The 12,600-nt window shown below is 72.4% G+C and carries 13 protein-coding genes; all 13 read left to right on the top strand.

Annotated elements, in window-relative coordinates; genetic code table 11:
* Positions 1 to 55: 55 nt before the first annotated feature.
* A complete protein-coding gene (gene dnaJ / locus ACIHEI_RS10915; protein ID WP_387643140.1) occupies positions 56 to 1,195 on the top strand; it encodes a molecular chaperone DnaJ in 1,140 nt (379 codons plus the stop codon).
* 91 nt (positions 1,196 to 1,286) lie between these two features.
* Positions 1,287 to 2,030 carry a 16S rRNA (uracil(1498)-N(3))-methyltransferase gene (locus ACIHEI_RS10910; protein WP_387643141.1) on the top strand — a complete coding sequence of 248 codons (744 nt, stop codon included), beginning with the start codon at positions 1,287 to 1,289 and terminating at the stop codon, positions 2,028 to 2,030.
* A 192-nt stretch (positions 2,031 to 2,222) separates the two neighbouring features.
* On the top strand, positions 2,223 to 5,426 hold the full coding sequence (locus ACIHEI_RS10905; protein WP_396606381.1) for a PDZ domain-containing protein: 3,204 nt from the start codon (positions 2,223 to 2,225) through the stop codon (positions 5,424 to 5,426).
* Positions 5,427 to 5,505: 79 nt separating this feature from the next.
* Entirely contained in the window at positions 5,506 to 5,859 is a 354-nt protein-coding gene (locus ACIHEI_RS10900) for a histidine triad nucleotide-binding protein (RefSeq protein ID WP_392947344.1), read from the top strand.
* Between the two features lie 3 nt (positions 5,860 to 5,862).
* The gene (locus ACIHEI_RS10895) at positions 5,863 to 6,780 is read left to right on the top strand and encodes a ribonuclease Z (protein ID WP_387861491.1); all 918 of its coding nucleotides are present in this window, start codon (positions 5,863 to 5,865) and stop codon (positions 6,778 to 6,780) included.
* 175 nt (positions 6,781 to 6,955) lie between these two features.
* Positions 6,956 to 8,059 carry a PhoH family protein gene (locus tag ACIHEI_RS10890; RefSeq protein WP_387643145.1) on the top strand — a complete coding sequence of 368 codons (1,104 nt, stop codon included), beginning with the start codon at positions 6,956 to 6,958 and terminating at the stop codon, positions 8,057 to 8,059.
* Between the two features lie 14 nt (positions 8,060 to 8,073).
* On the top strand, positions 8,074 to 8,568 hold the full coding sequence (ybeY, locus tag ACIHEI_RS10885) for an rRNA maturation RNase YbeY (RefSeq protein ID WP_387643146.1): 495 nt from the start codon (positions 8,074 to 8,076) through the stop codon (positions 8,566 to 8,568).
* Between the two features lie 13 nt (positions 8,569 to 8,581).
* A complete protein-coding gene (locus ACIHEI_RS10880) occupies positions 8,582 to 9,919 on the top strand; it encodes a hemolysin family protein (protein WP_387643147.1) in 1,338 nt (445 codons plus the stop codon).
* A gap of 115 nt (positions 9,920 to 10,034) precedes the next feature.
* Positions 10,035 to 10,277, top strand: a complete 243-nt coding sequence (locus tag ACIHEI_RS10875) for a hypothetical protein (RefSeq protein ID WP_392947351.1) — start codon at positions 10,035 to 10,037, stop codon at positions 10,275 to 10,277.
* A complete protein-coding gene (locus tag ACIHEI_RS10870; protein WP_387643149.1) occupies positions 10,274 to 10,813 on the top strand; it encodes a DUF4383 domain-containing protein in 540 nt (179 codons plus the stop codon). Before ACIHEI_RS10875 ends, ACIHEI_RS10870 begins: the two co-directional genes overlap by 4 nt.
* An 85-nt stretch (positions 10,814 to 10,898) precedes the next feature.
* Positions 10,899 to 11,885, top strand: coding sequence for an aldo/keto reductase (locus tag ACIHEI_RS10865; protein ID WP_396606380.1), 987 nt, complete (start codon positions 10,899 to 10,901; stop codon positions 11,883 to 11,885).
* Positions 11,886 to 11,998: 113 nt separating this feature from the next.
* Positions 11,999 to 12,352: a cytidine deaminase gene (locus ACIHEI_RS10860; protein ID WP_387643151.1), complete on the top strand. Its 354-nt coding sequence runs from the start codon at positions 11,999 to 12,001 to the stop codon at positions 12,350 to 12,352.
* A gap of 82 nt (positions 12,353 to 12,434) precedes the next feature.
* Positions 12,435 to 12,596 (top strand): hypothetical protein, encoded by a 162-nt coding sequence (locus ACIHEI_RS10855; RefSeq protein WP_387643152.1) that lies wholly within the window; start codon positions 12,435 to 12,437, stop codon positions 12,594 to 12,596.
* Positions 12,597 to 12,600 lie beyond the last annotated feature (4 nt).

The following is a 12,600-nucleotide window of genomic DNA, read 5'->3' as shown; positions in this document are numbered from 1 at the left end:
ACCGTCACGCAGTTCTCGCAAGCACTTCTAGAGGCGGAACAAACCGGAGCATTTGGTGGCCACGGACTACTACGCGGTACTCGGCGTCCGACGCGACGCGGGGCAGGACGAGATCAAGAAGGCGTTTCGGCGCCTCGCCCGTGAACTGCACCCGGACGTCAACCCGGACCCGAAGACGCAGGAGCGGTTCAAGGAGATCAACGCCGCCTACGAGGTGCTCTCCGATCCGCAGAAGCGTCAGGTGTACGACCTCGGCGGCGACCCGCTGTCGCCGAACGGCGGCGGTGCGGGCGGCTTCGGGGCCGGAGCGGCCGGCTTCGGCTTCTCCGACATCATGGACGCCTTCTTCGGCGCCGCGACCGGCCAGCGCGGCCCGCGTTCGCGCACCCGCCGCGGGCAGGACGCGATGATCCGACTGGAGATCACCCTGGAGGAGGCCGCGTTCGGCACCACCAAGGAACTCCAGGTCGACACCGCCGTCACCTGCACCACCTGTAACGGCGAGGGCGCCGCGCCGGGTACCTCCGCGCAGACCTGTGACATGTGTCGCGGCAAGGGCGAGGTCTCCCAGGTCACCCGGTCCTTCCTGGGCCAGGTCATGACCTCCCGGCCCTGCCCGCAGTGCCAGGGCTTCGGCACCGTCGTCCCAACCCCGTGCCCCGAGTGCGCGGGCGACGGCCGGGTCCGGGCCCGCCGCACCCTCACGGTGAAGATCCCCGCCGGTGTCGACAACGGCACCCGGATCCAGCTGGCCGGCGAGGGCGAGGTCGGCCCCGGCGGCGGCCCCGCCGGCGACCTGTACGTGGAGATCGCCGAGACCAGCCACGCCGTCTTCCAGCGCCGCGGTGACGACCTGCACTGCACCGTCACCATCCCGATGACGGCCGCCGCGCTCGGCACCCAGGTGCCGCTGCAGACCCTGGACGGCCTGGAAGAGGTCGACATCCGGCCCGGCACCCAGTCCGGCCAGTCGATCCCGCTGCACGGCCGCGGCATCACCCACCTGCGCGGTGGCGGCCGGGGCGACCTGATAGTGCACGTCGAGGTGCAGACGCCCACCAAGCTCGACCCGGAGCAGGAGGAGCTGCTGCGGCGGCTCGCCATGCTCCGCGGCGAGGAGCGGCCGTCCGGCCAGTTCGCACCCGGCCAGCAGGGCCTGTTCTCCCGGCTGAAGGACGCCTTCAACGGCCGGTGAGACCCGTTCCTACCGGGCCGGGAGTGGTGCACGCCACCGCTTCCGGCCCGGGTTTTTTTGTTGTTCTTTCCGCGAGAGGGTTCCTGTTCCGATGACCGCACCGGTGTTCGTCGTCGACGACCTGGCGGGCGCCACCCCCGGCGCCACCGTCCGCCTCGACGGCCCCGAGGGGCGGCACGCCGTCGCCGTCAAGCGCCTGGAGCCCGGCGAGGCCGTCACCCTCGCCGACGGACACGGCCGCGGCGCGGACGGCACCGTCGCCGCGGTGCACGGCAAGGACGCGCTGGACGTGCTGGTCGCCGCCGTACGCGAGGAGGCTGCGCCCGCGCCCCGGATCACCGTCGTCCAGGCGCTGCCCAAGGGCGACCGCGGCGAACTCGCCGTCGAGACGATGACCGAGGCCGGCATCGACGCGGTGGTGCCGTGGGCGGCCTCCCGGTGCATCACCCAGTGGAAGGGCGAGCGCGGCGCGAAGGCGCTCGCCAAGTGGCGGGCGACCGCGCGCGAGGCGGGCAAGCAGGCGCGACGGCTGCGCTTTCCCGAGGTGCACGACCTGATGACCACGCGGCAGTTGCTTCCGCTGCTGTCGAAGGCCTCCTTCGCCGCTGTCCTGCACGAGGAAGGTTCGCTGCCGCTGGCCACGGCGGAGCTTCCCGCCTCCGGCGAGATCGTGCTGATCGTCGGGCCGGAGGGCGGGGTGTCGCCGGAGGAGATCGCGGCTTTCGCCGAGGCCGGGGCGAAGCCCTATCGACTCGGGCCGTCCGTCCTGCGCACCTCCACCGCGGGGGTCGCGGCGGGGGCGCTGCTGCTCGGGCGTACGGGGCGCTGGGGGTAAGCGAACAGGGGCGCGTGGGGGTACCTCCCAGCCCCCAAGGGCTGGGGGAGAACTGCGCGACAAGCGCACACCACGTCGGCGAGGTCGCGATCACGTGCAAGTCATCGTCCTGCGCCGCGATCTCGCGGTTGGGCGCCTTCCGCTTCGCGCACTTCCCCGCGCCCCTGGTCGCGCTCCCTCTACTGTGGCCGGGTGACCGATTTGACGCGCGGATACCTGCGCCACCCCCACTTGCACGGCGACGTAGTCGCTTTCGTCGCCGAGGACGATGTCTGGCTGGCCCCTGTGGAGGGCGGGCGCGCTTGGCGCTTGACCGCGGATCAGGTGCCGGTGGGGGCCGTGCGGTTCTCGCCGGACGGGCGGACGGTGGCGTGGACGTCGCACCGGGACGGGGCGCCGGAGGTGCATGTCGCGCCGGCGGCCGGTGGGCAGGCGCGGCGGCTGACGTACTGGGGGAGCCCGTTCACGGCGTTGGTGGGGTGGACCGGCGACGGCCGGCCGATCGCGATCACCACGGCGGGGCAGGAGACGATCCGTCGGACGTGGGCGTTCGCGGTGCCGCTGGACGGGGGCGAGCCGCAGCGGCTGCCGTACGGGCCGATCGGGGCGCTGGCGTTCGAGCCGGTGCCGGCGGGGGCGACGGGTGGGCGGGTGCTGCTGGGGACGCACAACCGGGAAGCCGCGCACTGGAAGCGCTACCGGGGTGGCCGGGCCGGGAAGTTGTGGATCGGGGCGGCCGAGTTCGAGCGGTTGCACGCCGAGTTGGACGGCCAGTTGGAGTGCCCGCTGTGGGTGGGTGACCGGGTGGCGTTCCTGTCCGACCACGAGGGTGTCGGGCGGCTGTACTCGAGCCTTCCGGACGGTACCGACCTGCGGGCGCACGGCCCGGCGGACACCGGGTTCTACGCCCGGCAGGCGTCCACCGACGGCACCCGGGTGATCTGGCAGAGCGCGGGTGACCTGTGGCTGCTGGACAACCTGGAGGGTGCCGAGCCGCGCCGGCTGGAGATCGACCTGGCGGGTCCGCGCAGCAGCCGCCGGCCGCATCCGACCCGGGCCGACGGGCAGGTGGAGACCGTCGCTGTCGACCGTACCGGCCGGGCCGCGGCCGTGGTGGTGCGGGGCACCGTGCACTGGGTGACCCACCGGGAGGGTCCGTCGCGGGTGCTGGACGAGACGCCGGGGGTGCGCAACCGCCTGGTGCGGGTCGTCCCCGGTGAGGACGGCGCGCAGGGCGTGGTGTGGGTGACGGACGCCGAGGGCGAGGACGCGATCGAGTACGCGCCCGCGGTGCTCGGCGCGGAGCGCCGGAGGCTGGCGGCCGGGCAGCTGGGCCGGGTGCTGTCGCTGACGGTCTCGCCGGACGGCCGGCAGCTCGCGGTGGCTTCGCACGACGGCCGGCTGCTGCTGGTGGCGCTCAGCGACGGCGCCGTGCACGAGCTGGCGCGCAGCGGCGAGGGCGAGGTCAGCGGGCCGGTGTTCAGCCCGGACTCGGGCTGGCTGGCCTGGTCGCAGCCGGTGCTCGGGCCGTGGTCGCTGCGCCAGATCATGCTGGCCGACCTGACCTCGCGGACCGTCAGCGAGGCCACCCCGCAGCGCTTCCACGACTATTCGCCGGCCTTCACCTCGGACGGCAAGCACCTGGCGTTCCTGTCGGTGCGCACCTTCGACCCGGTGTACGACGAGCACGTCTTCGACCTGTCGTTCCCCGGCGGCACCCGCCCGTACCTGCTGACGCTGGCCGCCGACACCCCGTCGCCGTTCGGGCCGCAGCGGGCCGGGCGGCCGGTCGGCGGCGAGGACGAGGAGAGCAAGGACGGCGACAAGAGCGAGTCGGCGACGCCCACCACGAAGGTCGATCTGGAGGGCCTGGCCGACCGGATCGTGCCGTTCCCGGTGGCGGCCGGGCGGTTCGGGGCGCTGCGCGCGGCGAAGGACGGCGTGCTGTGGGGCCGGATCCCGTTCAGCGGTGAACTCGGCGACAGCGCCGCCTCGTTGGACGACACCCCGGCCGGCACCGCGCTGGAGCGCTACGACCTGAAGAAGCGCAAGGTGGAGGAACTGCTCACCGGCGTCGACACGTTCGCGATCTCCGCGGACGGCGCGCGGGTGGCGGTGCTGGAGGACGGCAGCGTGCGGATCGTCCCCGCCGACCAGAAGGCCGACGACGGCGAGGACAGCGACGTCGATCTCGACCGGATCCGGATCACTGTCGACCCGGCCGCCGAGTGGCGGCAGATGTTCGACGAGAACGGCCGGCTGATGCGCGACAACTTCTGGCGCGCCGACCTCGGCGGCGTCGACTGGGCGGGCGCGCTGGCGCGCTACCGGCCGCTGGTCGACCGGGCCGGCTGCCACTCCGACCTGGTCGACCTGCTGTGGGAGACGGTCGCCGAGCTCGGCACCTCGCACGCCTACGTGATCCCGCCCGGCCGGGGCACCGAGGCGGCCCGCCGGCAGGGCCTGCTCGGCGCGGACCTGGTCCGTGACGGCGAGGTGTGGCGGGTGGCCCGGGTGGTGCCCGGCGAGTCCTCCGACCCGCGGGCCCGTTCCCCGCTGGCCGCGCCGGGCGCGGCGATCCGCCCCGGTGACGCGATCCTGGCCGTCAACGGCCGCCCGGTCGATCCGGTGACCGGCCCCGGCCCGCTGCTGGCCGGCACCGCCGACCAGCCGGTCGAGCTGACCGTCAGCGGCAAGGACGGTGGCGAGCGCCACCCCGTGGTGGTGCCGCTGGACGACGAGGAGGCGCTGCGCTACCACGACTGGGTGGCCGGGCGGCGGGCCGCCGTCCACGAGCTGTCCGGCGGGCGGCTCGGCTACCTGCACGTGCCCGACATGCAGAGCGCGGGCTGGGCGCAGCTCCACCGCGACCTGCGGATCGAGATGGCCCGCGAGGGCGTGGTGGTCGACCTGCGGGAGAACCGCGGCGGCCACACCTCGCAGCTGATCGTGGAGAAGCTGGCCCGCCGGATCGTCGGCTGGAACCGCGGCCGCGACCTGGACCGCCCCGAGCCCTACCCGGCGGACGCCCCGCGCGGCCCGGTGGTGGCGCTGGCCAACGAGTTCTCCGGCTCGGACGGCGACATCGTCAACGCCGCGATCCAGGCGCTCGGCATCGGCCCGGTGGTGGGCACCCGCACCTGGGGCGGCGTGATCGGCATCGACAACAAGTACGACCTGGTGGACGGCACGACGGTCACCCAGCCCAAGTACTCCAGCTGGCTGGAGGGCTACGGCTGGGGCCTGGAGAACGGCGGCGTCACGCCCGACATCGAGGTCGCGGTCGCCCCGCACGACTGGGCGGCCGGCCGGGACCCGCAGCTGGAGACCGCGGTGCGGGTCGCGCTGGAGGCGCTGGCCGTCACCCCGGCCAAGACCGCGCCGCCGATCGACTGACAGCGGGGAGGGGGCGTCCGCGCCCCCTCCCTGTAGGGTCGTCGTCACCAGTGACGGATGTTCAGAAGGAGTGCGGGAGATGGCCGGCGAGCCGCAGGCGGACTGTGTGTTCTGCAAGATCGTGTCGGGGGACATCCCGGCGACGGTGGTGCGCAGGAGCGCCCGGACGCTGGCGTTCCGCGACATAAACCCGCAGGCTCCCACCCACCTGCTGGTGATCCCGCACGTGCACTACGCCAACGCGGCCGAACTGGCCGTCGCGGAGCCGGAGATCGCCGCCGAGCTGCTCGCCGAGGCCGGCGAGGCCGCCAAGGGCGAGGGCCTGGAGTCGTACCGGATGATCTTCAACACCGGTGCGGACTCCGGCCAGACGGTGTTCCACGCGCACGTGCACGTGCTGGGCGGGCGCACGCTCGCCGAGGGGCTGGTCTGAGCGTTGTCGCAGCGTGAACTCGTCGTCCTCGGCACGGCCAGCCAGGTGCCGACCCGGCACCGGAACCACAACGGATACCTGCTGCGCTGGGACGGCGAGGGGCTGCTGTTCGACCCGGGGGAGGGCACCCAGCGGCAGATGCTGCAGGCGGGCGTGACCGCCACCGGGATCACCCGGATCGCGGTGTCGCACTTCCACGGCGACCACTGCCTGGGCCTGCCGGGCGTGCTGCAGCGGATCAACCTGGACCGGGTGCCGCACCCGGTGGACGCCTACTACCCGGCGTCCGGCCAGGTGTTCTTCGACCGGCTGCGGCACGCCAGCGTCTACCACGCCACCGCCGACCTGCGGGAGCGCCCGGTCGCCGGGCCCGGCCCGCTGGAGGCGCCGGGCGCGCCGTTCGAGCTGGCGGCGGTGCGGCTGTCGCACCCGGTGGAGTCGTTCGGCTACCGGCTGACCGAGCCGGACGGCGTCCGGCTGCGCCCCGAGCGGCTGCGCGAACTCGGTCTGCGCGGACCGGCGGTGGGGCAGCTGCAGCGCGACGGCCGGGTCGAGGTGGACGGGCGGACGGTGCTGCTGGCGGAGGTCGCGGAGAAGCGGCCCGGGCAGCGGTTCGCCTTCGTGATGGACACCCGGCTGTGCGACGGGGTCGCCGAACTCGCCGAGGGCGCAGACCTGTTGGTGATCGAGGCGACCTTCCTGGAGGCGGACGCCGCACTCGCCGAGGAGCACGGCCACCTGACCGCCGCGCAGGCCGCCCGGGTGGCCGCCGAGGCGGGGGTGCGCCGACTGGTGCTGACCCACTTCTCGCAGCGCTACCCGGACCTGCAGGCGCACCGCGCGGAGGCCGAGAAGCACTTCGACGGCGAGGTCGTGATCGCCGAGGATCTGGCCAGGATCCCCGTCCCACCGCGCCGTTGAGCGCCCCCCGGGGCGCGCGTTGACGAAAAACCGCTCGCACATCGGGGCGACAGACCCCACCATCGAAGCCGCCGTGCCGCTCCGGCGAACATCTGCGCGGCGTACCCTGGTGGCCTGGAGAGCCCTGGCCACACGACACGACGGATTGGGATGAGGCAGGCCGTAGCGCCGACCCATGACTGACTCACCGCAGACCCGAACCGACGGACAGCGGCCCGCCGACGCGGCAGCCGCCAGCACCCGGATAGTCATTCCGGAGAAGCACCCGATGGTCACCCTGCTGGGTGCGGCCGACTCGCTCCTGCGAGTGATCGAGGGCGGCTTCCCGGACGCCGACATCCATGTCCGAGGAAACGAGGTGACGGCCACCGGCTCTCCGGCCGAGGTCGCGCTCGTCAAGCAGCTCTTCACCGAGATGATGCTGGTGCTGCGCACCGGCCAGCCACTGACGGAGGACGCCGTGGAGCGCTCCATCACCATGCTCAGGAGCGCCGCGGAGGACCCGGCCCATCCGGCCCCGTCCGAGGTGTTCACGGCGAACATCCTGTCCAACCGGGGCCGCACCATCCGCCCCAAGACGCTCAACCAGCAGCGCTACGTCGACGCGATCGACAAGCACACCATCGTCTTCGGCCTCGGCCCGGCCGGCACCGGCAAGACCTACCTGGCGATGGCCAAGGCCGTGCAGGCGCTGCAGGCCAAGGAGGTCAACCGGATCATCCTGACCCGGCCGGCCGTCGAGGCGGGGGAGCGGCTGGGCTTCCTGCCCGGCACCCTCTACGAGAAGATCGACCCCTACCTGCGGCCGCTGTACGACGCGCTGCACGACATGATGGACCCGGACTCGATCCCGCGGCTGATGGCCGCCGGCACGATCGAGGTGGCTCCGCTGGCGTACATGCGAGGCCGCACCCTGAACGACGCGTTCATCATCCTCGACGAGGCGCAGAACACCTCGCCCGAGCAGATGAAGATGTTCCTGACCCGCCTCGGTTTCAACTCCCGGGTGGTGGTCACCGGCGACACCAGCCAGATCGACCTGCCGGGCGGTACCCGCAGCGGTCTGAAGGTGGTCCAGGAGATCCTGGTCGACGTGCCCGACATCCACTTCTCGGTGCTGACCAGCACCGACGTGGTGCGGCACAAGCTGGTCGGCCGCATCGTTGACGCGTACGAACGCTGGGACGCCCGGCAGGAGGCCGAGGAGTCCGGCGACCGCAAACCCGTTCAACGTCGGGGCGCCCGGGCGCCCCGGCAGTCCCATCGCACCGAAAGCTGAGTACTGAGCCCTCCATGTCGATCGACATCGCCAACGAGTCAGGGTGGGACGTCGACGAGGATTCCATCCTCGACGTCGCCCGCTACGCCCTCGAAAAGATGCGGATTCACCCGCAGTCCGAGCTCTCCGTGATCATCTACGACAGCGAGTCGATGGCGGAGCTGCACGTCCAGTGGATGGACCTGCCCGGTCCGACCGACGTGATGTCGTTCCCCATGGACGAACTGCGGCCCGGCAAGGAGGGCGAGGACCTGCCGGAGGGCCTGCTCGGCGACATCGTGCTCTGCCCCGAGGTGGCGAAGCAGCAGGGCCTCGCCGCCCCGACCAAGCACTCGATGGACGAGGAGCTGCAGCTGCTCACCGTCCACGGGGTGCTGCACGTGCTCGGCTACGACCACGAGGAGCCCGACGAGGAGCGCGAGATGTTCGCGCTGCAGAAGCGGATCCTGGACGACTGGCGGGCCGGTCGCGGGCTGACCGGGCTGTCTCCCGCGCCGACCGTCCACTGAGGGCCGGCCGTCTGTGAGTGGTGAGAGTACGAGCTTCCTGGTCGGGGCGCTGCTGCTGGTGGTGTTCGGCTGGCTGGCCGCGTGCGCCGAGGCGGGGATCTCCCGGATGTCCCGGTTCCGCGCCGAGGAGGCGGTCCGCTCGGGCCGCCGCGGTTCGGACCGGCTGCTGACGCTGGCCTCGGACAACATCCGCTACCTGAACCTGGCGATGCTGATCCGGGTGGCCGCCGAGATGGCCGCCGCGGTGCTGGTCACCGTGGTGTGCGTGCGCAGCTTCCAGCAGACCTGGCTGGCCGTGCTGGTGGCGGTCGGCGTGATGGTGCTGGTGTCGTTCGTGGCGGTCGGGGTCTCCCCGCGCACGATCGGCCGCCAGCACCCGCTGAGCACCGTCACCGCGGCGTCCTACGTGCTGCTGCCGCTGGCCCGGATCCTCGGTCCGATCCCGCGGCTGCTGATCCTGCTCGGCAACGCGCTGACGCCCGGCAAGGGCTACCGGGAGGGCCCGTTCGCCTCCGAGGCGGAGCTGCGGGCGCTGGTGGACCTCGCGGAGAAGGACGACCTGATCGAGGACGAGGAGCGCCGGATGGTGCACTCGGTCTTCGAGCTGGGCGACACCATCGTCCGCGAGGTGATGGTGCCGCGCACCGACCTGGTGATGATCGAGCGGCACAAGACCGTCCGGCAGACGCTGACGCTGGCGCTGCGCTCGGGCTTCTCGCGGATCCCGGTGGTCGGCGACAACGAGGACGACGTGGTCGGCATCGTCTACCTGAAGGACCTGGTGCGGCGCACCCACATCAACCGGGACGCCGAGTCGGAGCAGGTGGACTCGGTGATGCGCCCGGCGGTGTTCGTGCCGGACTCCAAGCCGGCCGCGGACCTGCTGCGCGAGATGCAGCAGATGCGCTCGCACGTGGCGATCGTGATCGACGAGTACGGCGGCACCGCCGGACTGGTCACCATCGAGGACATCCTGGAGGAGATCGTCGGCGAGATCACCGACGAGTACGACCGGGAGATCGCCCCGGTCGAGGACCTCGGCGACGGCTCGTTCCGGATCACCGCCCGGCTCACCGTCGAGGACCTCGGCGAACTGTTCGGCATCGAGCTGGACGACGAGGACGTGGAGACCGTCGGCGGCCTGCTGGCCAAGTGCCTGGGCCGGGTGCCGATCCCCGGATCGTCCTGCGAGGTGCCGGTGCCGGAGGGCAGCGGGCTGGCCGCGATCAGCCTGACCGCGGAGAGCTCCGCGGGCCGCCGCAACCGGATCGGCACCGTGGTGGCCGCGCCGGTGCGCGCCGAGGAGTACGCGAAGCACGCCGAGGAACCGGCCGAGGAGCACGCTCCGTAGTCCGTCGTACCCGCAGGGGGCCCTGGACGGGCCGTCCCAACCGGCTTGCCGGGTCGGACGGTTCGGCCCAGGGCCCGTTTGCCTGACCGCCCTCGGCGTGCCGACCATGGGAGACATGGCACATCTACTGCGCGCGGAATACGGCCCCACCGGGCCGGCCGGCGGGGTGGCCAGGTGGCATGTGGTCCGTGACACCGACCTCTCGTACGGCATGTGCGGCGCCGAGATCGCCTCGGACGCCGAGAGCAAGCCGGAGGAGGCCTGGGGCACCGGGCTGCACTGCTGCCAGCAGTGCGGGTCGCTGTACCTGCACGAAGTGCCGTTCCTCCGGTCCGACCATGCGGGGAGGACCCGATGAGACTCCACGACGAACTCCCGGTCGACCACCGGCTGGGCCAGGTGTACCGCTACGGCGCCGGGCTGGGCGGAGTGTTCCTGGTGGTGTTCGGCATCCTCGGGCTCACCGGCGGCACCCCCGGCTTCATCGACACCACGGGCAAGCAGGTGCTGGGCATGTCCAGCAACGGCGCGCTGAGCGTGCTGTCGCTGGTGGCCGGCGGAATCCTGATCCTGGGTGCGATCATCGGCGGAAACTTCGCCTCCGACCTCAACATGATCATGGGCGTGCTGTTCGTGCTGGCCGGCTTCGTCGGCCTGATGGTGCTGGACTCCAGCGCCAACCGGCTCGCCTTCCACATCGGCAACGTCGTCTTCAGCTTCGTCTTCGGCTTCGTGATCCTGACCTTCGGCATGTACGGCCGGGTCAGCAGCCACCTGCCGCAGGACAACCCGTACTGGAAGCGGCGGCACGAGCACGACGCCGAGCGGCCCGACGGCCCGCCGGTGCTGGTGAAGGTTCTGCGTCCGGGGCCGCCGAACCCGACCGGGCACTGATCGTTCCGTCATAGAGTGAACCGCACTTGGCCCGACGGATCGTCAGATCCGTTGGGCCGCGGTCGGCTTGGAGGGGAAGAGGCACATGACGGAGCGCATGCTCGGGGCGCTGGCCAGTTCGCCGATCGGGTTCGGGGCGATGGTGCTCTCACCCGGCGTGTACGGCGAGATCGACGAGGCGCGCGGCCAGGGCGCGCTGCACGCCGCGATCGACGCCGGCGCCCGGCTCATCGACACCGCGGACGGCTACGGCCGCGGACACAACGAGGAACTGATCGGCCGGGCCCTGCGCGGCCGGCGCGACGAGGTGGTGCTGGCCACCAAGTTCGGCCTCCGGATCCCGGAGGGCGCCGAGGCGCACCGCTTCCCGGTGCACTTCGCCTTCGAGGAGATCGCGGTGAACTGCGAGCCCAAGTACGTGCGCGGCTACGCGGAGCAGTCGCTGCGCAACCTCGGCACCGATGTGATCGACCTGTACTACCCGCACTTCCCGGACCCGCAGGTGCCGTTCGAGGACACCGTCGGCGCGGTCGCCGAACTGATCGCCGACGGCAAGGTGCGGCACCTCGGGCTCTCCAACGTGACGGCCGCGCAGCTGCGCGCCGCGCACGCGGTGCACCCGGTGGCGGCGGTGCAGGTGCAGTGGTCGATGTGGCAGCCGATCGACCCGGAGCTGCTGGCCGTCACCCGTGAACTGGGCGTCGGCGTGGTGGCCTGGAGCCCGCTCGGTGGCGGCTTCCTGACCGGCACCGTGCAGCAGGTCTCCGAGGGTGACTTCCGGCAGAACATCGCCCGGTTCTCCGCCGAGAACCTGGCCGCGAACAACGACCGGTACGCCCCGGTGCGCGCGATCGCCGCCGAACTGGGCGTCACCCCCGGCCAGTTGGCGCTGGCCTGGCTGCTGCGGCAGGACGAGCACGTGGTGCCGATCCCGGGCAGCCGCACCCCCGCGCACATCGCGGAGAACCAGGCCGCCGCCGAACTGGTGCTGGACGAGGCCGTGCTGGCCCGGATCGACGCCGCGCTGGCGGAGTTCGTGCCGGCGGGGGAGGGTGCGCTGCTCAAGGACTGAGCCTCCGGCGAGGGGCGGCTGTTCGGAGGGGTCCTGTTCAAGGGTTGAGCCGGTGAATGGCCGAGGGTCGGACGCCCGGGCCGGTGCGCCGGTGGGCGACCTATGCTCGGGCCATGACCGAGATTTCCGAGCTGGACCCCGAGGACAAGAAGATCATCACGCTGGCCCGCTCGGCCCGCGCCCGCAACGGCGTGGCCGAGGGCGCCGCGGTCCGCGACGAGACCGGCCGCACCTACGTGGCCGGGACGGTCGCGCTGGAGTCGCTGAAGCTGAGCGCCCTGCAGACGGCGGTGGCGATGGCGGTGGCCAGCGGGGCGAAGAGCCTGGAGGCGGCGGCCGTGGTCTCCGCGGCGGACGAGCCGGCGGCGGACGACCTGGCGGCGGTGCGGGACCTGGGCGGGGCCGGCACGCCGGTGCTGCTGGCCGGGCCGGACGGGACGCTGAAGGTGGCCGCCGAGGCGCGGTGAGGCGCTGAGTACGCCCCTCGACAATCCCTCGGCCGGTGCGATAATCGCCCCGGCCGAGGGATTTCCCGGCGGGGGAGGGGTCATGGGGATCGCCGCGTTCTTCTGCGGACTGCTGCTGTGCGTCATGGGCTTCGGCCGCTGGCACGAGACCGGCTCCGTGTGGTGGCTGGCCGGCACCCTGGTGCTGCTGGCACTGGTTCTGGTCGGCGGCATCATGGGCGGCGGGAAGAAGAAGGCGGGCTGAAACC

This window comes from Kitasatospora sp. NPDC051984 (assembly GCF_044593455.1).
Taxonomy (GTDB): Bacteria; Actinomycetota; Actinomycetes; order Streptomycetales; family Streptomycetaceae; genus Kitasatospora.
This window is presented reverse-complemented; position numbering and strand designations above follow the sequence as displayed.